Below are 24,267 nucleotides of genomic sequence, written 5' to 3' on the forward strand. Positions count from 1 at the left end.
GGCGTCGACGAGGTCTGGGTGATCGGACGGATTCCGGGGATGATGGGGGCACCATTCAAGTCAGCATCGGTGCGGGGCCGAAACCCACCATGCGGACTTCTGGCTGCAGCACGATCCCGGTCGACTCGGTGACGCGGCGCTGGACTTCGGCCATCAGCGTTACGACATCGGCTGCGGAGCCGCCGGGATCGGAGACGATGAAGTTTGCGTGCAGACGTGAGACCTCAGCTGTGCCGATGCGCAAGCCCCGCAGACCCGCTCTATCGATCTGAGCGCCTGCTGAATCGGCGGGCGGGTTCATGAAGACGGAGCCGGCGTTCTGACCGCCGGGCTGGTTCTCCCTGCGCCAGCGCACGATGTCGGTGATCCGCTCCGTCACAGTCTCCGGCGGAGCTTGGTGCCCGCTCAAACGCGCGCTCACCACGAGGTGCCGATCCCTCAGACTGCTGCGTCGGTAGCCCATCCCCAAGGCCCTGAGAGGCATCTGTACTGACTCGGGCGGTGCGCCGAGCTCGCCGAGATCGACGATGTCGACGTCGATGAGGCACGACGCCATGTCGCTGCCGTGTCCACCAGCATTCATGCGCACGGCGCCGCCGATCGAGCCTGGCACGCCGACTGCCCATTCCAACCCACCGATGCCGGCCGCGGCGCACTGGCGGGCCAGAACCGGCAGTGCCACCGATCCACCGGCAGTGACCGTGGCATCGGCACGATCCAATTCGATCCTGGTGTAGGCGTCGCCGAGATGCAGTGCGATGCCCTCGAACCCCCGATCCGCGATCAGCAGGTTGGACCCACGCCCAACGATCAGAACCTCCAGGCAAGAGGCCGCACGGGCTTGTTGCACACGCTGGAGGTCGTCAGGGCCATTGGCGATGAACGCAACAGCGGCCGGACCCCCGACTCGCGAGGTCGTCAGTGCACCCAGTGGTGCGTCGGTACGCGCACCGACGCCCAGCACCGCTGCGGCGCGTTGCACCGCTTCGGGATCGGACCATCGCTCAGGAGGCATGCAGCAGCTCATCGGGGAGCGTCGTCAGGTCACCTGCCCCCAAGGTGAGGCACAGGTCGCCGGTCCGCAAGCTGGCACTGAGATACGAACGCAACTCCGCGCGTCCCGGGAGGTAGGCCACCGACGCGAAGGGATGCGAATCCAGCACGGCACCGAGCACCAGCTCGGTGGAGACGCCGGGTCGGGGCAGCTCGCCGGCGGCATAGATATCGGTCAGCACCAATTGGTCGACGCCAGCGAATGAGTCGGCGAAGTCCTGCCACAGTGCTGCGGTTCGCGAGTAGCGGTGAGGCTGGAAGACGGCAACGATGCGGTTCCAGCCACCACCGCGAGCGGCGGCTATCGCTGCGGTCACCTCGGTGGGCAGGTGCGCATAGTCGTCGATGAACGAGACTCCGTCGCGTTCGCCGCGCCGCTCGAATCGTCTCGCGACGCCAGCAAATCGTCCCAGGGCCTCGACCATCGGCGATGCAGCCGCACCGAGTTCGAGGGCTGCAGCGAGGGCGCCGGCGGCGTTCGCGACGTTGTGCAGCCCAGGCAGTGGCAATTCGCAGCGGCCGATCGAGGTGGTGCCTGCGAACAGCTCGAATGTTGCGCCGGTCCGCGACGTGCGCGCGTCAGCGATGCGGTAGTCGGCCCTAGGAGCGGTGCCATAGGTGACACAGCCGCCGATGCGGGCGGCCAGGGCACTCGCGTACCGGTCATCGGCGCACACGATGCGCGGTCCTACCGCACTGCTGGCGAAGCTCTCGAATGCGCCGGCAAGCTCGGTGAAGCTGCCGTAATGGTCAAGGTGATCGGGCTCGATGTTCGTCACGAGCACCGCATCGGCGCCGAGCTCCAAAAAGGTGCCGTCAGACTCGTCGGCTTCGACGACGAACCACTCCCCTGCCGTGTCCCACACCGCTCCTGAGCCGATCTCGTTGAGCTCCCCACCCACCAGGAATGACGGGTCTTCACCTGCGGCGACGAGGCAGAGCGCCAGCATCGATGAAGTCGTCGTCTTGCCGTGCGTTCCGCCGACTGCCAGCGTTCGCTTCTGTCGGCAGATCCCCGAGAGCAGCTCGGCCCGGCTGAGTACCGGGATGTCCCGTCGCCGCGCCTCAGCGAGCTCCACGTTGTCGTACGACACGGCGCTCGAATGAGCCACGATGTCCGCCGAGCCGACGTTGGCAGCGGAGTGACCGATGGCAACCCGGGCACCGTGCGCGGCCAGCCGTGTCATGCCCGGGCTTGGCTTGAGGTCGCTCCCGCTGATCGCATGGCCCATTTCCGCAAGCACAAGCCCGATGGCATTCATACCCGCGCCCCCAGCCCCCACCAGATGGATGTTGCGCAGCTCGGCGAGATCGGGCGGTGTAATGGTCATCCCCGGTGCTCTTCGAGCGGGCGAGCAGCGGGTGCGACCGACTGTGGAACCGCCGAGCTGTGCTCAATCACAAGCTGTGCCACGCGTTCGGCTGAGTCACGACGACCGAAGGCGGTATCTGGAGGGCACGGCGATGCAGCACGGCTCGGCGGTGCAGTACGTCTCTGGTACTCCGACGCCCGGTCGATTTCTGCGACCATCCGCTCGGAATCGAACTCCGCATCGGGAACTACCCGGCCGAGGCCGACTGCAGCCAACTCCTCCGCGTTTCGACGCTGGTGGTCGTTAGTCGCGATGGGCAAGGGAACGAGGACAGCCGGTGTACCGATTACGGACAGTTCTGCGACCGTGGAAGCACCTGCGCGGCAGATTGCGAGGTCGGCCGCGGCCATCGCGACCGGCAACTGCTCGTCGAAGGGCACCGCTTGGTACCACTCGCTGACGCGTGAGCCATCGGGCCGCCGCGACGGGGAGGGAGGCCGGCTGTCCCAGTCACGCTTGCCCACGACGTGGTAGACGAAGACGCCGTCGCGCTCACGCAGTGACGGCAACGCCGACCAGACTGCTGAATTGATCCGCAGCGAACCCAGCGAGCCGCCGAATACCACGATGGCGGTCGCGTCGGCGGGCCAACCGAGCCGGGCGCGAGCGTCACCTGATTCGAGCGCAGCCACGATGACCTCGCGCCGCACGGGATTGCCGGTCACGATCTCGCGGCGCAGCCCAGTTCCGCGTACCGGAACCGCTGCGGCACGGGCGAAACGACCCAGAAGGCGGTTCGTTGCCGATGCGACGGCGTTCTGTTCCGTGATCACGAGCGGCACGCGCCAGACCACCGCTCCGATGGTCGCGGGGAGCGCCGCGTAGCCGCCCAGCGACAACACGGCGGCGGGGCGCCGGCGCCCGACCAGCGCTACACCACGCAACGTGGCCCAGGCAAGGCCGACTGCGGCACGTGCGTTCGTCAGATTCAGCCGCCGTGCCGTGAGACCCCGGCCGCCGAGCAGGGTCGAATGGAAGCCCGCTGCGGGCACGATCTGAGCGTCGATTCCCTTGGCGCTGCCGACGAATTGGATTGCTTCGGAGGGCCAGCCGCGGTCGGTCAATGCGGAAGCGACCGCCAATCCGGGCATGAGGTGCCCGGCAGTGCCGCCCCCGGCGATCAAGACGCGCGGAACGTTCGGGCCTTGGTCGCGTGGCGGCACGGTTCAGCCCGATCGCCGGGTCACGTTCAACAGCAGACCGGCAGCTGCTGCGGTCACGACAAGCGACGAACCGCCGAAGGACAGGAAAGGCAGGGTCACACCGGTCACCGGGAGCAATCCAACCACACCGCCGACGTTGACCAGCGTCTGCAGCACGAACCAGATCGAGATTCCTGCTGCGAGCAGCGTTCCGAACAGATCAGGTGCCTTCTGGCTCGTCCTCAGTCCTGCGATGCCGACGACTCCCAGCAGTGTGAGGAGGCCGAGGGCACCGAAAAGGCCCATCTCCTCGCCGACGATGACGAAGATGAAGTCTGTGGGGGCATTGGGCACCCAGCCCCACTTGGCCTGACCCGCTCCCAAGCCGGTACCGCGCAGACCCCCCTGTGCCAGGCCAACCAGACTCTGGAAAGTCTGGTAGCCGGTGTCGGCCCGTTCCGAGATCGGATCCAGGAACCCAGCAAGGCGCGCCCGGCGGTACGGCGCTGCGATCGCCAGCAACGGCGCCGCCACGCCGACGATCAGGGCGATCTTGGTGAGATCGCGTCCCGGCAGGCCGGCTACGAACAGCATCCCCACCCCGATGCCGGCCAGGATGAGCGTGGTTCCCAAGTCGGGCTGGAGCAGTACCAGCGAGCATCCGACCGTCAGCAGCAACATTGCGGGACGCAGGATTCGGTCGGGCCGGGAGATCTGCTCCTTGCGGGCGTCCAGAAATGCAGCCAGCGCAACGATGAGTGCCAGCTTGGCGAGCTCTGAGGGCTGCACACTGAACTGTCCGATCTCGATCCAGCGGCGAGCACCGCCCGAACGCTTGCCGACCACCAGCACCGCGACCAGCAAGCTCACGCTGAGGGCCGCGAACGGCAACGCCATGCGTCGCCAGTGGCGGTAGTCGACCCCAAGGGTCACCAGCAGGACGGCGACAGCGAGCGCGACCGACCACAAATGGCGAGTGAAGTACTGCAGGGGTCGGTCGGGCGCACCTATCCCGGTGGCCGATGTCGCCGACAGCACCAGCACGACGCCGGTAAGCAGAAGCAGGAACACTGCTGACAGGAGCGCCGCGTATCGCACCGACGGGCCTGATTGAACGCGCCGAACGTCCTGGGAGGTCATCGACCCTCCCGCGGTGAGGCCCGCAGGCCGAGGCCCGCGGCGAGGGCGGACACGGCCGAGATGAAGCGCTCACCGCGCTCGCGGTAGCTGGAGTACCAGTCGAACGATGCGCATCCGGGCGACAGCACGACGTCGCCAAAGGGCTGGGCCATGGCGTAGGCGATTTCGACTGCGGCGGACATCGAGTCGGCGCGCGCCAATTCGATGCCCTCGCACCCCGGCTGACTGAAGCACGCGACGACCTGTGGGGCCGACTCGCCGATCGCCACGACACCGCGCAGGTGCGGGGCGACGCCAGCCAGCTCGTGGAGGTCTAGGCCCTTGTTCCGCCCGCCGGCAATCAGAATCGCATCTGAGAACCCCCGTATCGCTGCAACGGTGGCGTGAGGTGCAGTCGCCTTGCTGTCGTCGTGGAAGCTCACATCGCCGATGCGCCCTGCGTGCGCTAGACGATGCGGCAGACCGTCGAACGCTCGCAGTTCTGTCGCTATCGCATCCGCGCGCGCTCCCATCGCCAGAGCGATTGCCGTCGCCGCAGCAGCATTCGACAAGTCGTGCGGGCGTTGCCGCGGCAACTCTGCTGTCGCCACGATGTCCTCGTCGTGGGCCACCAGGACACCGCGCTCGAAGCGCACGTCACAGGACGCATGGAGATGCTGCGGGGTCGCAAACGTCACATGGCGCGAGCGGATCCCTTTCGTCCACGGTTCGATGTCGGCGTCACCGAAAGGGATCACCGCGATGTCGTCGGGGCCTTGCGCAGCCCAGATCCGGGCCTTCGATGCGGCGTAGTCGCCCAAGCCGGCGTGCCAGTCGAGATGATCGGGCGCCAGGTTCAGCCACGCAGCCACGGCGGGAGCGAACCGTCGCGCACGGTGAAGCCGGAAGGACGATGCTTCCACCACGAAGGTGGAGACGTCAGAGTCGATGGCGTCCACCAAGGCGATATCGGTGTTGCCCGCACCCACGGCGCTGATCCCGCTGCGGTTCAGGATTCGCTCCACCAACACGGTGACCGTGGTCTTGCCGTTCGTGCCGGTGATCGCGGCAAGCGGCCGGGCGTCCCACTGTGCCGCGAGGTCCAGCTCGCTCACGATCGGAACTCCCGCAGCGGCAGCCAGCGTGTAGCTGGGGTGGCGGGGCGGCACTCCCGGCGAGGGCACGACGGCTGCAGCCCCTCGAACCAACGGCTCGAGCAGATCGACATCGGTGGAATCGTGAATCTCCGCGGCGGCGAATCCGGCCCCGGAAGCCCTCGACGCTGCGTCGTGCGGCCTGTCGTCGGCCATCAGCACTTGGTGGCCGCGTGCCGTCAGTGCCGATGCCACCGCGCAGCCCGTCACGCCCATGCCGACGACGATCACCGGCCCGGCGGAAGGCTCGAGGTCGACGGGCGCCGTCTGCGGGGCGGGCGAACTCCTCACAACGAGCCTGCCGGAAGTTCGACGAGGTCCAGGCTCAGAAAATCGGCGTAGTACAGACCCAGCGCAATCGCCACGAGCAGGCTGTTCACGACCCACAGGCGGATCAGCACCGTGGTCTCGGGCCATCCGCCGAGCTCGAGGTGGTGGTGCATGGGGGCCATCCGGAACAGGCGGCGCCCGAACAAGCGGAACGAGCCGACCTGGATGATGACCGACGCCGTCTCGATGACGTACAGGCCACCGATGACCAGAAGGAGCAAGTCGACATGCAGGAGCATCGCGAGCCCAGCCATCGCTGTGCCGATTGCCAGCGAGCCCGTGTCACCCATGAAGATCCGTGCGGGCGGTGCGTTCCACCACAAGAACCCCGCACAGGCGCCAGCCATGGCAGCAGCCACGATGGCCAAGTCGAGCGGATGTTTGACGTCGTAGGAGATGGGGTGGCGAAATGCCCAGTAGCCGACCACGACGAATGCGGCGAATGCCACCGCGGCTGCGCCGGCGGCAAGGCCGTCCAACCCGTCCGTGAGGTTCACCGCATTCGACGTTCCTAAGACGATGACCACGGCCCACAGAACCCACACCGTCGCAGGGACCCGCAGCGAATTCGCGTCAAGCCGGGTGAATCCAACTGCTGTGTCGAGATTGACCCACCACACCGACGCCACCGCAAATCCGATGCCCACCGCAATGAGCCCGATTAGCTTGGCCCGCTTGTTCAGTCCCAGGTTGCGCTCGCGGCTGACCTTGATCCAGTCATCGGCCAGACCGACGAGGCCCGCGGCACAGACCGCCGACAGCAGCACGATGCCCGAGCGCGTCATCACCGTCTCGGCGCGCAAATGGCTGACCACGTAGCCCACGACTGCAGCCGCGACGACCGCGACGCCACCCATCGTCGGGGTGCCGGCCTTGGTGATGTGCCCTCGGGGGCCGTCGAGACGGATCGGCTGGCCGACGCCTCGCGCTTGCAGCCACGGGATGAGGTAGCGAGTTCCCACCAGCGACACGAACATCGCCGAGCTGGCGGCAATGAGCAGGGCGATCATGGCTGTGCATTCCTGCGCCGCAGCCAGTCAGCCGCAACTGCTGCGTCATCGAACGGCACGGAGCGATCCGCCGTTGCCTGCGAGGTCTCGTGGCCCTTTCCTGCCACCACGACGACGTCTCCTGCCCGAGCGCTTGTAACGGCCAGCGAGATGGCTCTGGATCGATCGAGCTCGACATGGAGGCCATCGTCGGCGCCGCGCCTGTCTCCGGCGCCCTCCGCGATCTCGGCCGCGATCCGGGCGGGATCCTCGCTACGAGGATTGTCCGAGGTCAAGACGATGACATCGGCATGACGATCTGCCGCTGTACCCATGAGCGGCCGTTTCGATCGGTCGCGATCGCCGCCGGCGCCAAAGACCGCCCAGACGCGTGCGTCTGGGGCACCGAGCTCACGGGCGCTGGCCAGCGCAGCGGCGAGCGCGTCGGGCTTGTGGGCATAGTCCACCAGCACCGTGACGTCGTCGCCAGGGCCGGTGACGGGCCACAGGCGACCGCGTACCGGGGCAATGGCTGCAATGGCGGCCGCCACATCGTCGTCGTCGAGTCCGAGCGCGCTCGCTGTCGCCGCGGCGGCCGAGACGTTTGCGGCATTGAGACGTCCCAGCAGCCCGCATTGGACAGGCCGGCCGCGCCATCGGCCGCTGAGTCCGTGAGCGCCCACAACCACCTCGTCCACGTCGGACGGCTGCCACTCGATCACACTGGCCGTTGTACCAGCGACGGTCGATGCCAAGCGGCGACCCCACGGGTCGGCCACGTTCAGCACGGCGATTTGGCTGCGGCCGTCGAAGAGGCGCGACTTGGCGTCGAAGTAGTCCTCCATGCTCTCGTGAAAATCGAGATGCTCATGACTCAGGTTGGTGAAAACACCGGCAACGAAGCTGGCTCCGTCCACCCTGCGCTGGGCGAGCGCGTGAGACGACACCTCCATGACGACCATCTCTGCGCCGCCGTCCGCGGCCTCGCTGAGGCGCCGGCACAGCTCCGGTGCCTCAGGAGTCGTGTGGGTCCCATCGAGTGTGCCCATGACCTCGCACGGCGTTCCGCAGGCGCCCGCAACGGCCGCAATGGCGTGCGTCACCGTGGTCTTGCCCGATGTCCCGGTGACACCGATGACCGCGCACCGCTTCCACGGCTGGCCCCACACGGCGGCTGAGGCCGGTCCCAGCGCTGCTCGCACGTCCGGCACCGCGATCTGCGGCACATCGACTTCGAGGATCTCCGAGACCAGCAGGGCTGAGGCGCCTGCTGCTATCGCCTCTGCTGCGAAGCGGTGACCGTCGTGGTGGCGCCCGACCACGCAGCCGAATATCGCCCCGGGCGTGACCGAGCGGCTGTCGTGTGTGATGCCGTGTACGAATACCGGCTCGCCCCCAGGTGGGCGGCGCTGGCCGCCCGGGGCCGGCACATAGTTTCCGCCGATCGTCGTGGCCACATCGGGGACCGACATCGGGTGCGTCCCCGACCGTGTGCTCATCGGCGCAGCTCACGCATCGGGAGATACCTGCAGCATCCGCAACGCGTATTCGGCGATGTCCGCGAAGACCGGCGCAGCCACGATCCCCGCCCGGTACTCACGGGGTTCGTCGAGCACGACGACGACGGTGAGCTCGGGACGATCAACCGGAAGAAAGCCTGCGAACGAGCTCGTGTACTTGTCGGCGCTGTACCCGCCGTCGGGGCTGGGTTTCTGCGCTGTACCGGTCTTGCCGGCGACCCCGAAGCCTTCAATGGCGGCCCGCTTGCCAGTACCGGAGCGGACCACATCGGCGAGGATCGACTGCATCTGAGCTGCGGTGCTCGGCGACAGGATCCGGCGCGTCGCCGCAGGGTCGGCCGGTCGAAGCGTTCCGTTGCTGCCCACGCTGCCCAGGACGAGCCGAGGAGTGACATGGACACCATCGTTGGCGATGGCGTTATAGGCAGCGGCGAGCTGTATCGCGGTGACTGCGATGCCCTGGCCGAACGCGATGGTGGCGAGGTCGGTGCCTCGCCATTGGTTCGCTGCACGCAAGATGCCACGGCTCTCACCAGGCAGCGCCCCAGTGTCGTCGGCCCCGGTCAAGCGGCCGAAACCGAATGAGCGCAGCGACCGCTGCAATTCCGTCGCGCCGAGTCGTTCGGCGAGCTTGATCGTGCCGATGTTCGATGAGTGAACGAGGATTTCCGAGGTCGTCATCTCACGGTCGACAGTGGAATACGGCTCGACGAACGCCTTGTCGGCGAATGTGTAGGTAGCCGGTGTGACATGCACCTCGTCGGGCGTGGTGAGTTCTGCTTCCAGTGCCGTCGCGACGGTGAAGCTCTTCGCCACCGATCCCGGTTCGAATGCGTCGGCGTATGCAGGGTTGTAGGCCACCGGCCCGGCCTCTCCTGTGTCGTGATCACGGTCAACCGCGGCCAATGCCAGGACATCTCCGGAGTCCACCTGCATCACTACCACCATGCCGCCCTGCGCACCCGTCGCCTCGACTGCTTCGTGGAGGGAACGCTCGGCAACCCACTGCATCTGTGTATGCAGGGTGAGGACCACGTCATCACCGTGGCTGACTGGTTCGAAGAGCTCGGTTCCGGTCGGCAGCGGCATGCCGCTCTGGGCGATCCGGGCCACCTCACGGCCGTCGGTTCCGCCGAGCACTTCAGCGAACTGCTGCTCGGCGCCCCCCAGCGGGTTCTGGTCGATGTCGGTGACGCCGAGCAGCCCGCGAGCGAAGCCGTCACCGTTGGGCCGGAGCCGAGACGACTCGCCCCTCACACCCACACCGGCGAGCTGCAATTCCTGCACCGCAAGCCCTTCTGACGGACTCACCTGGCGCGCCACGTAGACGAAGTGTCGATCGCTTGCGAGCCGCTCGGCGATCACGTCGACATCGATGTCCAGAACCGTCGCCAGCACAGCCGCTGTCTGGTGCGGAGCGGCCACCAGACGCGGATCGGCCCAGATGGTGGGCAGATGGTCAGATACTGCGAGCAGGTTGAGATTTCGATCGAGGATCGCCCCACGGACCGATTCGAGTTCCCATTGCGCCGTTCCCTGCTGATCTCCGAGGACGGCGTAGGTCTCGCGGTCGAGCAGCTGCACTTGAACCAGGCGGGCGCCCAAAACGGCTAGCGCAACGGCACTGGCGATGATCAGCAGCAGTGCCCGCCGGCGCGGCGGACCCGTACGAACTTTGCGCCGGCGGGGAGGTGGTTGCGCTCGACCGGATTCGGGGAGCCGTTCAGGTTCCACCGGTGATCCCTTCGCTCCCGCAGAGGGGTGCCATGTGGGTGACTTTGGCGATTCTGACCGCTTCGCTGAGGTTGAGCGCGACCGCGCAGCAGGCTGACGCAGCCCTGGAGGCGCACCCATGGACGGGTGCCATGACGCCGGAGTGGCACGGCGTTCGGCCCGATCAAGAACGGCGGTCATGCGCTGTAGACGCGTCCGTCAGCAGCGTCTTGATCGAGAGCCAGTCCCCGCCTTGATGCATGCTGGGGTGCGGCGGATCTGCCGCCGCGATGTGACGTGGCTCGATCCGCACGTCGATCGGATCGGGAGCATTGACGAGGCCGAGCGCGCCGATGCCCATCAATTCGATCTCCGCGGGGCCATGCAGCATCTGGAGCTCGTAGCGGAGATCGATCAGGCGTTCCCGCTCGGTGGCAATCCCCGATTCCAGTGCCGACAAGCGATATTGACCCGCGGCGAGCACCGAATGAAACACCGCGAGTCCCGCAAGCACCGTGATCGCTGCAGCTGCCAGCAACGCAGTCACGCCGACGAGGCGCAGGCCCGCCGCGCGTCGCGCAGGTACCCGCACCAGCGGCGGCGAGGTATCCGCGACAGCGAGATGGGCTGTGGCAAGGGCCATCGAACGATGCTCGGATCCGGGACGGCGGGGTGATCAGTGACGGGCTGGCTTGAGCCGCTCAGCGGCACGCAGCAGGGCGCTGGCGGCCCGTGGATTCCGCTCCACTTCGGCCGCGCTAGGCCGCGTCACCTTGCGACGCAGTAAGCGGACCGTGGGTGCCGCGCCACAGATGCACGGCAATGTCGACGGGCATTCGCAGATGCCGTCGGCTGCTTCTCGCAGAATGATCTTCACGGTGCTGTCTTCTCCTGAGTGATAGGTGAGCGTTGCGAGGCGCCCGCGGGGCTGCAGGCGCGCGAGCGCAGCTCGCATTGCGGGTTCGATGAGGTTGAGTTCGTCGTTCACTTCGATGCGGATCGCCGCGAACGTGCGCATGGCCGGATGGCGCCGGCCGCGCCGGGCCGCCGCAGGCACCGCCGACTTGACGACATCGGCGAGCTGTGCGGTCGTGTGCAATGGCCTCGCCGCCACGATTGCAGCAGCGATGCGGTGGGCGTACCGCTCGCCGGCGTGGTGCCTCAGCAGTTCGCGCAGTTCAGCGAGCTCGTAGGTATTGACGACGAGTTGCGCGTCGCGTCCGGAGCGTGCGTCCATGCGCATGTCCAGCGGAGCGTCGTATCGATGCGAGAAACCGCGCTCGCGCGAATCCAGCTGGTGGCTGCTGACGCCGAAGTCGAACAGCACGCCCATGAGCGGACCCGTCGGGGCCGTATCAACCAACTCACCGAGGCGATCGAATCGTTCGCAGCAGAACGTGACGCGGTCTCCGAACGCCGCGAGACGCTCCTGTGCGGCCGCGATTGCCTCGGGATCGCGATCGACCCCGAGCAGCCGCCGCCCAGGATGCTGATCCAGGAGCGCCTCTGCATGGCCGCCGCCCCCGAGCGTCGCATCGACGAACAGGCCACCCTCAACGGGAGCGAACACCTCGGTGATCTCATCGATCATGACGGGTTCGTGGAAGGACCGGGCGGCGACGGCGGCGCTCACGCCTGCTCCGATGGTTCGTCGCCGCTCTCGGGCGATGCCAGCAGCGATTCGCCCTGGGCGTTCATCTCTTGCCAACGCCCTGCATCCCAGATTTCGACTTCGTCGATGGCGCCGATCACGACGCAGTCACGCTGCAGGCCCGCGAATCGGCGTAACTCTTCGGGAATCGCGATGCGGCCCTGCTTGTCGGGCAGGACCCGCGCAGCTCCCGCACCAAATGAGCGCTTCGCTGCGCGACCGTGCGGCCCGCCAGAGTGGGATCGCTCTGACATCTGGCCCGCTATCTCGCCGAATCGATCCGGTGTCATGAGCGCAAGACAGCCCTCGCTGTGCTTGATCAGAAAGCCGGACGGCTCAAAGGAACCGCGAAAGCCCACTGGAAGCACGATGCGGCCCTTCGTGTCGAGCGCGTGTTCATGCTGACCGACGAACAGACTCTCCAACGCAGGGCCTCCGCAGCGCTCGGATAGGAACCTGGATCACATGGGCATCTGTGCCCCTGCAAACCACTCCGCACCACTTTATGGGTCAAACACCCACTATGTCCACCCCGAATGTGCCAAGTCGCCCGTCGCGGGCCATCCTCGCCGCCGCCGCGGGATGTGGTGCCCCGCCGCGGGCACGCCGGCGAGGTTCAGGCGTCGTGCTCGGTGATGAATCCCATCAGCAGCCGGGCGATCTCCGAAGGTGAGTTGCTGACGCCGAACTCCGCCCAGCCCGCTGCGCGATCGCGGATCAGATCTGACGTGCCGGAATCCACAGCCGACGCCAAGGGCCCGAGCTCGAACCGCTCATAGGCGACACATTGGAAGCGGCTCCCCTCGCGGGTACGACGCTGGGATACGCCGACCAGCTTCCGGCCGCCCGCGGTGACCTCGCCCGGACCAAGTGACGCGAAGCACACCAGGCCCTGCGATGGGCCCGCCTCGTAGGGACCGCGATACGTGCTCGCCGGCACGCCCACGTGCGAGAACGCCATAGCCAACCGGCGCCCCAGCCAATGGAATGCCTCGCTGACGTCTGATCGCCACAGCGGATCCCCCGCTGGCACGAAGACGTCCACCCACACGATCGCCGCAGGGTCGAGCCACACCAGTCCCCCGCCACTGCGCCGGCGAACCAGGTCGTTGCGCATGCCGCCAAAGGGATCAGGGCTCGCAGAGCCCAAGACCACGGCGGGCGCAGTCGGGCGCAACCTTGAGATGCGACGTCGGCCGTCCCGCGGCATCGGGCGCGCATGAAGCAGCCCGGCGCTCGCCCGCCATTCGTCGCGTATCCACGCACTCACAGGCCAACGATGGCAGAACGCCCGAGCCATGGCTGCGCCTGTGGGCTCAGCTGCTCAGGCCTGCTGCGGGTCCATTCAGACGAGCTGAGGACGCAGGTCTGCGAGATAGTCGGTCCACTCGGCGGGGGCGTCGCCTCGCATTGCGGCCACGACAGCAAGCGGCTCGGGAGCGTAGGGAGTCTGGCGCAGCCGGTAGCGGCCATCCGACAGTAACGAGTCGCCCTTGCCCACGTTGCAGGCCCGGCAACAGGCCACCACGTTTTCCCACGTGTGTTCACCGCCGCGGCTGCGGGGGTGAACATGATCGATGCACTCCGCCCGGTTCCCGCAGTACTGGCAGCGGTAGGCGTCGCGGGCGAACACCGCCCGCCGGTGCAGCGGCGCCCGTCGGCGGTATGGCGCCCGCGCGTGGTACCGCAGCCGCACGATCGAAGGCACAGACATCGTCAGCCGCGGCGAACGAATGCTCCCCGGCCGGGCGTGGATGACATCGGCTTTGCCCGCCAGCACGAGCAGCAGGGCGCGTCGCACCGTCGTGATCGACAAGGGCTGGTAGGTGACGTTCAGCACCAGCGTCCGATCCGACAGCACGGAGCGAGCCCGTGCGACCGTCGGGTCACGCAGGACCCGATGGCCATTGCGTGTGCCGTATGCCTTGGCCGCGTCGCCAACCGTCTGCGACGCATACGCGACGGCGCCAGGTGGAGTCATGTCACGGGCCCCATGTCACGTCCGAACCGCAACGGCGGCCGGCCAACGTCTGCACCATTCCAGCCATTGGATCAGATCGGAGGGTTCCGCGGCCGCATTCGCGTCGCTGCCGACCGCAGTCAGCAGGCGGAATCGCACATAGTCACGGTGGGGCAGCGGCAAGTATGGCGCTCGGGTCCACCAGCGCTGCGGAACCAGTCGCCTCACGGCCCTCGCCGCCGTGATCCACAAATGCGGGCGCGTTGCCACCGCAACCAGCGTCGCCCCCAAGCGAGGACTGCGCAAAGTACGTGGTCGGCGCACCGGACCACCTTAGATGCTGAGCCCCGGGCACTAGCGGCCCGTGAGCACAGCGAACAAAAGCGGCAAGCACAGGCCCAAGCGGCCCGTGAGCGCCGCGAACAAAAGCGGGAAGCACAGGCCCAAGCGGCCCGTGAGCGCCGCGAACAAGAGCGGGAAGCACAGAGTCCAAGCGGCCACGCTGAGTAGCCTCAGAGCGTTCTGAGCCTGCCGATACCAGCGAGCCAGATCGTTCGCTGTCTCATCCCCGAAAGTCAGCCGCCGTGCGCAATCACTCCGCCCCGCATACGCACGTGGCCGATGCCGAGACGTTCGGGCAGACGTTCGAGCGGATCACGGCGAATGTGGAGCAGGTGATCCGCGGCAAGACCGACGCCGTCGGACTCTCGCTGCTGTGCCTGCTGTGCGATGGGCATCTGCTGATCGAAGACGTGCCTGGCGTCGGCAAGACCAGTCTCGCCAAATCGCTGGCAGCCTCGATCGACGCACCGTTCGGGCGGATTCAGTTCACGCCCGACGTTCTGCCGTCCGATGTCATCGGCGTGAACGTGTGGGACGAGCGCGAGCGCACGTTCGAGTTCCGTTCCGGCGCGCTCTTCTCCAGCATCGTGCTCGTGGACGAGATCAATCGGGCCTCACCGAAGACGCAGGCGGCGCTGCTCGAGGCGATGCAGGAACGCCAGGTCACCACCGACCGCACGACGCGCCCACTCGGCCAACCGTTCATGGTGATCGCCACCCAGAACCCGATCGAGCATGAGGGCACCTACCCGCTGCCCGAATCACAGCTCGATCGGTTTCTCATGCGGATCAGCATCGGCTACCCCGACGCGGACTCGGCCATCGAGGTGCTCAATCTCCACGACGGATCGACTGAGATTTCGCTCGAACCGGTTGCGACCGCAGGCGAGGTACTTGCCATGGCGCGCACCGTCACGGAGGTCCATGTCGCGCCGGTACTGCGCCGCTACATCGTCGCCGTGGCCCACGCCTCGCGACAGCGCGGCACGATCACCCTGGGCATCAGCCCGCGGGCGACCCTCGATCTCCAGCGAGTTTCGCAGGCACGCGCACTCGCTGCGGGTCGAAACTACGTGGTCCCCGACGACGTGAAAGCTGTCGCCGAACCAGTACTCAGCCACCGGATCAGACTGAGCCCCGACGCACAACTGCAGGGCTTGACGCCCCAGACAGCGCTGCGCGACGTCTTCGAGACCGTCGCCGTGCCCACTGCCGCCGGCTGACACTCGTTTCGATGCCCCGGGGGGTCGCATGCTGACACGGCGGGGCCTCTCGGTGGGAATGGGCTCTGTCGTGGCCGCTGGGGCTGGGCGCCTCTTCGGCATGGGCGAGCTGCTCGTTCTTGCCGTCGCGGGCCTCGCGCTGGTGTGCAGCGCTGCGATATGGACCCGCACGCGCAGGATCCGTCTGCGGATCCAGCGCTCGGTGCAGCCTGTGCGCGTCCACGCAGGCGGCAAAGCACGGGTGCAGCTCGCCCTCACCAACCTGGGCGGGCCATCCCCGGTGCTGCATATGACCGACCCGGTGAGCGGCACGCTCGGGGCACGACTGCACGTCGGTCCGTTGCTCACCGCTGAGCGCCTGAACACGTCGTACCTGCTGCCGACCCACCGCCGGGGTCGCCTCGAGATCGGTCCGGCGGTGGTCGATGTCGTCGATCCATTGGGCTTGTCGCGCACCCCGATCGGGTCCGGCCCTCAGACGACGCTCGTCGTGTATCCCGCAACGCAGACACTGGTTCCGCCACGCCTTGCTCGGGGCCCTGAGCCGCTGGGACTTGCAGCCGACGCTCACACGCTGCAACGCATCGGGGAAGATTTCTACTCACTGCGCGACTACACGGCTGGCGACGATGTCCGCCGCATTCACTGGCCTTCGACTGCCCGTCTCGGCCGTCCCATGGTGCGCGAAGACGAGGTCCCCCGCCGCAGCCGGGTCACGGTGGTGCTCGACACCCGCAGTACCGCCTTCGACGAAGCTCATTTCGAGCTGGCCGTGTCGGCCGCGGCCAGCGTGGTGCTCGCCAGCGCCGCTCGGCACGATCCGATCCGGCTGGTCACGGTCGCTGGGGCGGATACGGGCTTCGTGACCTCGGGGGAAGGCTTGGCGCAGCTGTTCGACTCCCTCGCCGACGTCTCCCCTTCGGCATCGGGATCGTTGCGCAGCGCACTCGCAGCCGCAGCGGCCACTGCGGTGGGCGCGGTGATCGTCGTGTTCGGGGGGACGGCACTTGATGCGGCTCGGGATGCTGAGGCGATTGCGGCTGCAAGCACGCGCAGCTCGTCGATGACGGTCATCCGCATCTGCAGGTCCGGCGATTCTCTGCCGTCGGCCGGGCCGAGATTCCTCGACATCACCTCCGCCGCCGAGCTCGGACCCAAATGGGCAGCAGCCCAGGCGTCTGAACAGACCGCAGCAGTTCGCTCATGAGGGGACGAAGTCTGTGGCAGGTGGAAATCTCCCTGTGGCTGCTGACGCTGGTGTCGGTCCTCATCGCTCGGCGCCTCTTCGACACGTGGGACTACGCACCCTTGTGGCTGATCCTGGCGATGGGTGGGCATGCGTCGGCCGCAGTGACGAGACGGCAGCGCTGGCCGCTCGCGGCGGCTGTGACGGCGTCGGTGGTGATGCTGATCATCGTCGAAGGGCTGGCGCTCTACTCCGACACCTTGTGGCTGCGCGTGGCGCCCAGCGCCGAGACGCTCCGTCAGGCCGCGGCTGACATCGCCGCAGCATGGAGGGCATTCGGCATCGTCGAGGCGCCGACACCTGCCACTGCCGGGTTCTTGGCAATCGGGGGCGTCGTCGTCTGGCTCGCAGCATTCGCCGCCGACACGCTGGCGCTGCGTGCGAAATCGATGGGCCCCGCATTGCTGCCCGCATTCGGCGTGCTCGCCTTTGTGGGGGCATTAGGCACCGATGCGTGGCGTATTCGCAGCGCTGCCGCCGTCATCGTGTGCGCCGTCGCGTTCGCAGCCGCATACGGCATCCACTACACCGGCGACCGCACGGCGGTCGGATCATCGGAGCAGCGGCGTGCGTCGGTGCCGCTGCGTACAGCGCTGCGCTTGGGCACCGCCGCTGCCGTGGGCGCAGCGCTGCTGGTGCCGTTGCTGCCAGGCAGCGACGCTCCGGCGATCGTCTCATGGAAGGACCTCGACGGCACTGCCCCCGCGTCACGCGTGACGATCAGTCCCCTCGTCAACGCCCAAGGTCGCTTGGTAGGCACCTCGGGTGCAGAGCTGTTCCGCGTCCAAGCAGACGCGCCCGCGTATTGGAGGGTCTCGGGGCTCAGTCGCTTCGACGGGACGTTCTGGGGCTCCGAACAGGTCTACGGAGATGCGACCCGACACTTGGGAGCGCGCGCCGATGACGACCTGCTCACCCAGCGGTTCACCGTCGGGGCGCTCGACAGCATCTGGCTGCCGGCCGCGTACGAGCCGGTCGGCTACCACGGTCCAGATGTGCTGTACGACCCCGAAACCGGCACGCTGGTCACTCAGCACAGCAATGAGCTCGAGCCCGGGATGACCTACACCGTCCACTCGGAGGCCGATGTCCCCTCCGTCGCCGGGCTCGTGGCCGCCGGCGACGAGGTTCCGCCCCACATCGCCGAAACGTACCTAGCGCTGCCCGAGGGCTTCAATGAACGCGTCGCCGGTCTCGCTGGCGACATCACGGCCGACGCGACGGGCCCCTATGCCAAGGCCCTGGCGCTGCAGAACTTTTTCCTCGAGAACTTCGTGTACGCGCTGCGGGTGCCCAGCGGGCATGACACCGAACGCATGGAACAGTTCCTGTTCTCCGAACGGCGCGGCTATTGCGAGCAATTCGCAGGCACCTACGCAGCGATGGCCCGAGCAATCGGATTGCCGTCGCGTGTTGCCGTGGGTTTCACCCCGGGCGAACTCGTCGACGGCACCTTCGTGGTCAGGGGCGAGCACTATCACGCGTGGCCAGAGATCTGGATTGCAGGGCGCTGGGTGTACTTCGAGCCCACGCCGGGGCGCGGGGCTCCAGGGGCTGTGGTGTACACCGGCGTGGCACCCCAGCAGGTGGTGCCCGGCGACCCAAACGCAGCTGGTGAGGCGGGCTCCGGGTTCATCGGGGCGCAGGGCCTCGACGATCTGGAAGGGCTGTCAGGCGATCTCGAGGGATTCGTGGATGTCCTGGATTTCGAGGGTTCACAGTCCCCGACCGGCAGCTGGTCGGAGTGGCTTGTCGTGCCGTTCTACGCCGTTCTGGCAGTCGGCGTCGGATGGCTCGTCACCGTGCCATCGGTCGTGCGCATCCGCCGAGCTCTGCACCATCGCCGGGCCCGTCACGATGAGCGCGCCGCGGTTGCCGCTGCGTGGGACGATGTTGCGGAGACCCTGTTCAGTCTCGGTATCGATCAGCGGGCCGCGGAGACGCACACCGAATTCGCCGATCGTGTCGACCGCCGGCTGCGTATCGATTCCGGCGAGATGCATGCTCTGGCCGCTGCCGCTCAGGAAGCGGCTTTTGCCTCCGAGCCGCCGACGCCGCAGACGGTTGCAGGCGCCAGAGAGCATGCGCAGCACCTCGAGTCGCGCATCCGGTCTGCTCGCAGCCGATGGGATCGCCTGGGGACTGCCTGCCGCCCGGCGGCGATGGTCGCCGGCCCTCGCTCACGGCGCCGCCGGCGCAGCACGCTCGACGGCGAGATGACGAAGACCGGCTAGCTGGGGTCGTCGCGAAAACGGCGCCTCATACGGTCGCCGAAAGATGCCGAACTGTCGGGCTTGGTGCGCTTCGCGATCGAATCGGAGACCTTCTCGAGACCCAGTCTGCCCATCTTGCGGACGTTGCGCTCGATCACGACTGCACTCGCGAACACCACCAGGAATGCGACGAAAGACAGCGCGAAGTGCACCTGCAGGCCCAAGCCGATGCCGACCAGACCCAGGATCCCGCCCAGCACAGCCCAGCGGATGTTGCGCAGGGCATGGCGAGTCAGCGTGGTCTCAGACACTTCCCGCGCGAACTCCGGGTCAGTGTCGTAGAAGTCCTTCTCGATCTCGAGCAGGATCCGTTGTTCGTCTTCGGAAAGCGGCACGCACAAACTCCAAATGCTGTCTCACCGATGTTGGGTCCAGTGTAGGACCGCGCCTAGCACTACCTCCACGCACCCCGCGTGCTTCGTGCCGACGCAGCAGTGGTTTCAGCGGCCCCAGCGGCGTTCGCCGGGCTGACCGCCTCGCAAGGCAGCCGAGCCGTGCGCAATCACGGCACGGCCAAAACGGTCTCGAATGGCGTCCAGGGCGTCAGCAATCTGGAGGTCGAGTTCAGAGTCGCCGGTCGGGCCGCGGTCCGCGTCGCCACTGCGCGCTGGATCAGCATCGGATCGCATGCCCAAGTCGAATGCGAGCTGGAGTGGGGCCGAGGGCTGCGCGGAGTCTTCGTCGACAGCGGCTGCGTCAGCCTCGGTCCCGCCAGAGGCCGTCCCCTCCAGAATCGACACCGTCAGGTTCGACATCGCCACGCCCAGCAAGCGGATTCCCCCGCCGAGATCGAGGGTGCCGATAAGCCGCTGTGCCACCTGCGCGACCTTCGTGCCGGTTTGGACCGGCTCGTCGAGCGTGTGCGCTCGCGTCCGCAGCGAGAAGTCAGGATGCTTCACCTTGACCGTGACGGTCCGCCCCGACAGCCCGTGGGCGCGCAGACGTGACGCGACGGCATCGGCGAGCCGGATCGCTTCACCTCGAATGAGATCTGCATCAATCAGGTCAAATTCGAATGTCTGCTCGTGGCTGATCGAACGCGGTATCCCGCCTCGATGTACCGGCCGGTCATCACGTCCCTGTGCGAGTGCCGCCAGGTGCGCGCCGTGCGCCGTGCCGACAGCGGAGATCAGCCGCTCCAGCGGCACCGCCGCCAAGTCGCCCACGGTGTGCACATCGATCTCGTGGAGCCGACGCAGCGTCACCGGTCCCACACCCCACAGCGCCTCCGCGCGGTGGGCCCGCAGGAATTCCAGCTCGTCCGCGACACATACCACCCGAACGCCGATCCCTGGCTCGGGGCCAGTCGAGCGCACGGCCGGCTTCGCCGCTTCCGAGGCGAGCTTTGCCAAGGTCTTGTTGGAGGCGACTCCCACGGAACATTCAAGTGCCACCGCGTCGCGGATTGCATCGCGCAGGTGCCACGCGATCTGAGGCGACGGGCCGAAGAGCCGGTGGGCGCCGGAGACATCCAAAAAGGCCTCATCCAGCGCAATCGGCTCCACATGAGGTGTGACCGACTCAAAGACTTCCGCGATTGCCGAAGAGGCCTCGACGTAGCCAGAGAAATCCGACGTGATGACCGCAGCCCCCGGACACAGCCGGCGCGCCTGTGCGGTCGGCATCGCCGCATGAACGCCCGACGCCCGCGCTTCGTAGCTAGCCGATGCGACGACACCGCGCCTGCCTGATCCCCCCACGATCACCGGGCGCCCGACCAGCGACGGATCGCGCTTGCGTTCCACCTCCACGTAGAACGCGTCCATGTCGACGTGCAGGATCGGGAGCTCGCTGGGATCGGTTGGGTCGGGCAGTCGATGCGGTGATCGGCTCATGGGACTGCGGTGAGTCGCTGCGGTCAGCGCCCCTCGGGCGTCACCACCAAGCCGCTGCGATGATCGCCGGTCACGGTGTATCGGAACACGTGGCCCCGCGGAGCACCGCCGTCCAGGTACACGAGCAGCGGTTCAGCCATCCATGCGTACTGGCCTGTAAGTAGATCCTCGAGTTCGCCGATGCGCACCCATCGAGCATCGAAGACGATGCCATCGGGGTCGTCGATATCGAGGTCACCGCTCCACTGCTGGGCCTCGTGAACCTCGACCTTCAAGAACCAACCGGGTCCGCCGGTGCCGTCGGCCTCGACGGTATAGAGGGGCCCGTCCCAAGCTGCGACCTGCAAGCCGGTCTCCTCGGCAACCTCACGGGTCAATGCCCCGAGCACCGTCTCGCCTGGATCGACGACTCCGCCCGGCGTACTCCAGTCGGTGCTGCCATTGCGTCGACGGTTGTTGACCATGAGCACAGCACCGTCGTGCGCAAGAATGCCGCCGGCAACAGCCCATCGGTGCACATCAGAGGGCACTCCGGCAGTCTGCCACGCAAGCCGGGCGCCTGAGCCGACACCCAACGCAGAGCGCCGCACGCTCGGGCGATTGACGGTCTGGGTCTCGCCTGGCCGTACCATGGCCCGGGTGAGCGTGCAGGGCGACGACTGGCCGCGCAGCGGTCCGCAGAAACCAGGGGCCCCCGCCAGCGCCGACGATCCGATGGACGGCGGCATCGGGCTCACTGCTGCGCCCACCGCTTTGCCCTCCGTGCTCGCCCGCGCAGTGGCCTTCGCCGCGATTGTCGTCGCCGCAGTCTGTGGCGGGCTTGCGGGCTGGGCGACGGGCGCCCTGCAGTGCAGCCTGAACTGCGTCGGCCCCGCGCTGGGCGGGACCGTCATCGGAGCGCTGGCAGCCGCGGCAGGCGTCGCTGCACTCGCAGCGCTCGTGCTGCGCTCCATGAGCGAATGGGCCGATCAGGCCTCAGTGCGGGAGCGCCGGGGAGAACAGCGCCCGGGCCAAGGTGCAACCGGCACAGCATCGCCTGCCTACGACGACACGGCCGGCTTCGGGCACTGGGAGCCGTTCTACGATGCTGGGTTCGGCGACGGCGCAGGCGGCGAATAGGCAGTATGACGGTGACCACCAACGTTCTCGCAGTCGAAGATGACGAGCGAATCCGCACGGCGCTGCGCCTCGCGCTGGAAGACGAAGGCTGGCAGGTCAGCGAGGCAGAGTCGTGCGAGGAGGCTCTCGAGCAGTTCACACCTGAGAGCACCGACGTCGTGCTGGTCGACATCATGCTCCCGGGTCTCGACGGGTTCGAACTGTGCCGCTCGATCCGCCGCATCAGCCATGTGCCGATCATCATGGTGACTGCGCGTGACGACACCCATGACGTCGTAGCCGGACTCGAGGCCGGTGCCGACGACTACCTCACCAAGCCCTTCGCGCCTAACGAACTGTCCGCCCGAATCAGGGCTCTGCTGCGCCGGAGCCGGACTGTGGACGGCAGCGGCCTGCCGCGCACAGTCGGCGATCTCGAGATCTACCCCGACGAAGGCGTCGTGACCAAAGGCGGCGACGAACTGCACCTCACCAAGACGGAGTTCCGACTGCTCTGCGAGCTGTCCGACAATCCCGGCAAAGTGATGAGCCGCGAGCAACTGCTCGAGCGAGTCTGGGGCTACGACTACTTCGGCGACGGCCGGCTCGTCGATGTTCACGTGCGCCGGTTGCGCCTCAAGATCGAGGACGACCCGGCCAGCCCGCGCTACGTGGCGACGGCCCGCGGCTTGGGCTACAAGCTGCGATCCTGACGTGAGGTTGCGGTGGCCGCGCCCACTGCGGCGGCTGCCGTGCCCGATGGCGGCACCCGCTCGCAGAGTGGTGACATGAGGTTGCGGTGGCCGCGCCCACTGCGGCGGCTGCCGCTACGCGCTCGGGTTGTCGGGGCGTTCACGCTTGGCGCGATGCTGGCGGCGTTCCTGCTGGTCGTCATGACCTACAGCCTCTCCCGAGGCTCGATGCTGGGCCTGCGCCAAGATTCCTCCGAGGCCCAGTTCTTCGCGAATGCGACGCAGGTGCAGGGCTCGCTGCGTGCGGAGAGCCCCGACTTCGCCGTCCTCTTGGAATCGCTTCCCAGCCTCAGCGGCAGCCGCTCCATCGTCCGCACCGGGCCCGACGTCTGGCGATCTCCGTCGCTCGTGCCCAGCGACCTGCCCGACGAGTTCGTGGATGCGGTGGAGCGGTCTGACGAGGCCCACGCGATGCGATACCGGCTCGACGGTGTTCCCCAGCTCGCGCTGGGTCTGCGCTTGCGTCCGTCTGCGGTGTCCCAGCTCAGCGAAACGCTGTACTTCGAGGTGGTCCCCCTCTCTGAGATCGAGGCCACGCTCGCGAGCTTGCGCCTGATCCTCGGCGTGGGCGCCGCGCTGACGGTGCTCATCGGCGTCGCCGTCGGCGCCTGGGCGGGCGGACGGTTGTTGCGACCGCTGGCAACGGTGTCCGATGCTGCGAACTCGATCGCTCACGGCCGCTTCGACACGCGCGTCGAACGCAGCGACGACCCCGACCTCGCCGTGATCGTGGAGTCGTTCAACGACATGGCCGATGCCATGGAACGCCGGATTGCGCGTGACGCCAGGTTCGCGTCCGACGTGAGCCATGAGTTGCGTTCACCGCTGCAGACCCTGCGGAGCTCGATCGACTACCTCAGCGGCCATCGCGACGATCTGTCGGCTCAAGGTGCAACGGCACTGGATCTGCTCGCTTCGGAGGTCGACAGGTTCCAACAGCTCGTACAGGATCTGCTGGAGATATCTCGCCCCGATGCGGACGGTTCGGTCTTCGAACGCGGCCTCGTCAACATCACCGAGTTGGTCCAGCATCGCGTCGCCACGCACGGGTCCGACGTCACACTGGACATCAGCGCGACTGCGACCGATGCAGTCGTGATCGGCGACAAGCGAGGACTTGCGCAGGTCTTCGACAACCTGCTGCGAAATGCCGACAAGCACGGCGGCGGCGTTGCCCGCGTGGAGATCTCCCGACCGGGCAATTCGGTTCGAGTCGCCGTCGAGGACGACGGCCCGGGGGTAGCGCCCTCCGAACGCGAGCTCGTGTTCGAGCGTTTCACGCGCGGTGCTGCGGCGCGCAAGCGAGGAGCAGGCAGTGGCGCTGGTCTCGGACTGGCGCTGGTGTACGAGCACACCCGCCGACATGGGGGAACTGTGCACGTGGAGGCACGCCCCGACGGCCAGCGCGGAGCGCGTTTCGTCGTCAGACTTCCCATCGCGGGGCACCGATGAAGGTCCACCGCTGCGTAATGAAATGCCTCGGCGCAGCCATCG

General features: G+C 67.4%; 22 protein-coding genes. 6 read left to right on the top strand and 16 right to left on the bottom strand.

Going from position 1 to position 24,267, the window contains the following annotated elements:
• Window positions 1-55: 55 nt before the first annotated feature.
• The 13 genes from murB to ACOOF5_RS14650 form a co-directional block, all read right to left on the bottom strand.
• A complete protein-coding gene (murB, locus tag ACOOF5_RS14590) occupies window positions 56-1,015 on the bottom strand; it encodes a UDP-N-acetylmuramate dehydrogenase (protein WP_420440384.1) in 960 nt (319 codons plus the stop codon).
• On the bottom strand, window positions 1,005-2,384 hold the full coding sequence (gene murC, locus ACOOF5_RS14595; protein ID WP_420440386.1) for a UDP-N-acetylmuramate--L-alanine ligase: 1,380 nt from the start codon (window positions 2,382-2,384) through the stop codon (window positions 1,005-1,007). Before murC ends, murB begins: the two co-directional genes overlap by 11 nt.
• The gene (locus tag ACOOF5_RS14600) at window positions 2,381-3,589 is read right to left on the bottom strand and encodes a UDP-N-acetylglucosamine--N-acetylmuramyl-(pentapeptide) pyrophosphoryl-undecaprenol N-acetylglucosamine transferase (protein WP_420440388.1); all 1,209 of its coding nucleotides are present in this window, start codon (window positions 3,587-3,589) and stop codon (window positions 2,381-2,383) included. The genes murC and ACOOF5_RS14600 overlap by 4 nt, the downstream gene beginning before the upstream one ends.
• 3 nt (window positions 3,590-3,592) lie before the next feature.
• Window positions 3,593-4,708, bottom strand: coding sequence for a putative lipid II flippase FtsW (gene ftsW / locus ACOOF5_RS14605; RefSeq protein ID WP_420440390.1), 1,116 nt, complete (start codon window positions 4,706-4,708; stop codon window positions 3,593-3,595).
• Entirely contained in the window at window positions 4,705-6,132 is a 1,428-nt protein-coding gene (gene murD, locus ACOOF5_RS14610) for a UDP-N-acetylmuramoyl-L-alanine--D-glutamate ligase (RefSeq protein WP_420440392.1), read from the bottom strand. The genes ftsW and murD overlap by 4 nt, the downstream gene beginning before the upstream one ends.
• Window positions 6,129-7,181: a phospho-N-acetylmuramoyl-pentapeptide-transferase gene (mraY, locus tag ACOOF5_RS14615; RefSeq protein WP_420440394.1), complete on the bottom strand. Its 1,053-nt coding sequence runs from the start codon at window positions 7,179-7,181 to the stop codon at window positions 6,129-6,131. The genes murD and mraY overlap by 4 nt, the downstream gene beginning before the upstream one ends.
• Window positions 7,178-8,659 (bottom strand): UDP-N-acetylmuramoyl-L-alanyl-D-glutamate--2,6-diaminopimelate ligase, encoded by a 1,482-nt coding sequence (locus tag ACOOF5_RS14620; RefSeq protein WP_420440396.1) that lies wholly within the window; start codon window positions 8,657-8,659, stop codon window positions 7,178-7,180. The genes mraY and ACOOF5_RS14620 overlap by 4 nt, the downstream gene beginning before the upstream one ends.
• 9 nt (window positions 8,660-8,668) lie before the next feature.
• A complete protein-coding gene (locus ACOOF5_RS14625) occupies window positions 8,669-10,414 on the bottom strand; it encodes a peptidoglycan D,D-transpeptidase FtsI family protein (protein WP_420440398.1) in 1,746 nt (581 codons plus the stop codon).
• Between the two features lie 163 nt (window positions 10,415-10,577).
• Window positions 10,578-11,036 carry a hypothetical protein gene (locus ACOOF5_RS14630; RefSeq protein ID WP_420440401.1) on the bottom strand — a complete coding sequence of 153 codons (459 nt, stop codon included), beginning with the start codon at window positions 11,034-11,036 and terminating at the stop codon, window positions 10,578-10,580.
• 33 nt (window positions 11,037-11,069) lie between these two features.
• Entirely contained in the window at window positions 11,070-12,026 is a 957-nt protein-coding gene (gene rsmH, locus ACOOF5_RS14635; RefSeq protein WP_420440403.1) for a 16S rRNA (cytosine(1402)-N(4))-methyltransferase RsmH, read from the bottom strand.
• Entirely contained in the window at window positions 12,023-12,469 is a 447-nt protein-coding gene (locus tag ACOOF5_RS14640; protein WP_419839023.1) for a division/cell wall cluster transcriptional repressor MraZ, read from the bottom strand. Before ACOOF5_RS14640 ends, rsmH begins: the two co-directional genes overlap by 4 nt.
• A 191-nt stretch (window positions 12,470-12,660) precedes the next feature.
• The gene (locus ACOOF5_RS14645) at window positions 12,661-13,161 is read right to left on the bottom strand and encodes a lipoyl protein ligase domain-containing protein (protein WP_420440406.1); all 501 of its coding nucleotides are present in this window, start codon (window positions 13,159-13,161) and stop codon (window positions 12,661-12,663) included.
• Between the two features lie 228 nt (window positions 13,162-13,389).
• Window positions 13,390-14,025, bottom strand: a complete 636-nt coding sequence (locus ACOOF5_RS14650) for an HNH endonuclease (protein WP_420440408.1) — start codon at window positions 14,023-14,025, stop codon at window positions 13,390-13,392.
• A 563-nt stretch (window positions 14,026-14,588) separates the two neighbouring features.
• Between ACOOF5_RS14650 and ACOOF5_RS14655 the strand changes: the two genes are divergently transcribed.
• The 3 genes from ACOOF5_RS14655 to ACOOF5_RS14665 are packed head-to-tail and all read left to right on the top strand — an operon-like array spanning window position 14,589 to window position 19,049.
• Entirely contained in the window at window positions 14,589-15,569 is a 981-nt protein-coding gene (locus ACOOF5_RS14655; RefSeq protein ID WP_420440410.1) for an AAA family ATPase, read from the top strand.
• 28 nt (window positions 15,570-15,597) lie between these two features.
• Window positions 15,598-16,776 (top strand): DUF58 domain-containing protein, encoded by a 1,179-nt coding sequence (locus tag ACOOF5_RS14660; protein ID WP_420440412.1) that lies wholly within the window; start codon window positions 15,598-15,600, stop codon window positions 16,774-16,776.
• Window positions 16,773-19,049 carry a transglutaminaseTgpA domain-containing protein gene (locus tag ACOOF5_RS14665; protein ID WP_420440414.1) on the top strand — a complete coding sequence of 759 codons (2,277 nt, stop codon included), beginning with the start codon at window positions 16,773-16,775 and terminating at the stop codon, window positions 19,047-19,049. The genes ACOOF5_RS14660 and ACOOF5_RS14665 overlap by 4 nt, the downstream gene beginning before the upstream one ends.
• Here the strand turns inward: ACOOF5_RS14665 and ACOOF5_RS14670 are convergent.
• The 3 genes from ACOOF5_RS14670 to ACOOF5_RS14680 form a co-directional block, all read right to left on the bottom strand.
• Window positions 19,046-19,423: a DUF3040 domain-containing protein gene (locus ACOOF5_RS14670; RefSeq protein ID WP_420440416.1), complete on the bottom strand. Its 378-nt coding sequence runs from the start codon at window positions 19,421-19,423 to the stop codon at window positions 19,046-19,048. The genes ACOOF5_RS14665 and ACOOF5_RS14670 overlap by 4 nt on opposite strands.
• A 105-nt stretch (window positions 19,424-19,528) precedes the next feature.
• The gene (gene dinB / locus ACOOF5_RS14675; protein WP_420440418.1) at window positions 19,529-20,923 is read right to left on the bottom strand and encodes a DNA polymerase IV; all 1,395 of its coding nucleotides are present in this window, start codon (window positions 20,921-20,923) and stop codon (window positions 19,529-19,531) included.
• Window positions 20,924-20,946: 23 nt separating this feature from the next.
• Complete coding sequence (locus tag ACOOF5_RS14680) at window positions 20,947-21,453, bottom strand: NUDIX hydrolase (protein WP_420440420.1); 507 nt, start codon at window positions 21,451-21,453, stop codon at window positions 20,947-20,949.
• Between the two features lie 109 nt (window positions 21,454-21,562).
• Here ACOOF5_RS14680 and ACOOF5_RS14685 point away from each other — a divergent pair, with 109 nt between their 5' ends.
• From ACOOF5_RS14685 to ACOOF5_RS14695, 3 genes are all read left to right on the top strand, one after another.
• Window positions 21,563-22,042, top strand: coding sequence for a hypothetical protein (locus ACOOF5_RS14685; protein WP_420440422.1), 480 nt, complete (start codon window positions 21,563-21,565; stop codon window positions 22,040-22,042).
• Between the two features lie 11 nt (window positions 22,043-22,053).
• Window positions 22,054-22,734 carry a response regulator gene (locus ACOOF5_RS14690; RefSeq protein WP_420440424.1) on the top strand — a complete coding sequence of 227 codons (681 nt, stop codon included), beginning with the start codon at window positions 22,054-22,056 and terminating at the stop codon, window positions 22,732-22,734.
• Between the two features lie 75 nt (window positions 22,735-22,809).
• Window positions 22,810-24,225, top strand: a complete 1,416-nt coding sequence (locus ACOOF5_RS14695; protein ID WP_420440426.1) for a sensor histidine kinase — start codon at window positions 22,810-22,812, stop codon at window positions 24,223-24,225.
• Window positions 24,226-24,267 lie beyond the last annotated feature (42 nt).

Origin of the sequence: Candidatus Poriferisodalis sp. (assembly GCF_965214215.1) — a bacterium.
Lineage (GTDB): Bacteria > Actinomycetota > Acidimicrobiia > Acidimicrobiales > Poriferisodalaceae > Poriferisodalis.

Bases quoted from the DNA above. Each gene is read 5' to 3' on its own strand.
- murB (WP_420440384.1), bottom strand. From the start codon at position 1,015: ATGCCTCCTGAGCGATGGTCCGATCCCGAAGCGGTGCAACGCGCCGCA.
- murC (WP_420440386.1), bottom strand. From the start codon at position 2,384: ATGACCATTACACCGCCCGATCTCGCCGAGCTGCGCAACATCCATCTG.
- ftsW (WP_420440390.1), bottom strand. From the start codon at position 4,708: ATGACCTCCCAGGACGTTCGGCGCGTTCAATCAGGCCCGTCGGTGCGA.
- mraY (WP_420440394.1), bottom strand. From the start codon at position 7,181: ATGATCGCCCTGCTCATTGCCGCCAGCTCGGCGATGTTCGTGTCGCTG.
- ACOOF5_RS14620 (WP_420440396.1), bottom strand. From the start codon at position 8,659: ATGAGCACACGGTCGGGGACGCACCCGATGTCGGTCCCCGATGTGGCC.
- ACOOF5_RS14630 (WP_420440401.1), bottom strand. From the start codon at position 11,036: ATGGCCCTTGCCACAGCCCATCTCGCTGTCGCGGATACCTCGCCGCCG.
- ACOOF5_RS14645 (WP_420440406.1), bottom strand. From the start codon at position 13,161: ATGCGCAACGACCTGGTTCGCCGGCGCAGTGGCGGGGGACTGGTGTGG.
- ACOOF5_RS14650 (WP_420440408.1), bottom strand. From the start codon at position 14,025: ATGACTCCACCTGGCGCCGTCGCGTATGCGTCGCAGACGGTTGGCGAC.
- ACOOF5_RS14660 (WP_420440412.1), top strand. From the start codon at position 15,598: ATGCTGACACGGCGGGGCCTCTCGGTGGGAATGGGCTCTGTCGTGGCC.
- ACOOF5_RS14665 (WP_420440414.1), top strand. From the start codon at position 16,773: ATGAGGGGACGAAGTCTGTGGCAGGTGGAAATCTCCCTGTGGCTGCTG.
- dinB (WP_420440418.1), bottom strand. From the start codon at position 20,923: ATGAGCCGATCACCGCATCGACTGCCCGACCCAACCGATCCCAGCGAG.
- ACOOF5_RS14695 (WP_420440426.1), top strand. From the start codon at position 22,810: ATGAGGTTGCGGTGGCCGCGCCCACTGCGGCGGCTGCCGCTACGCGCT.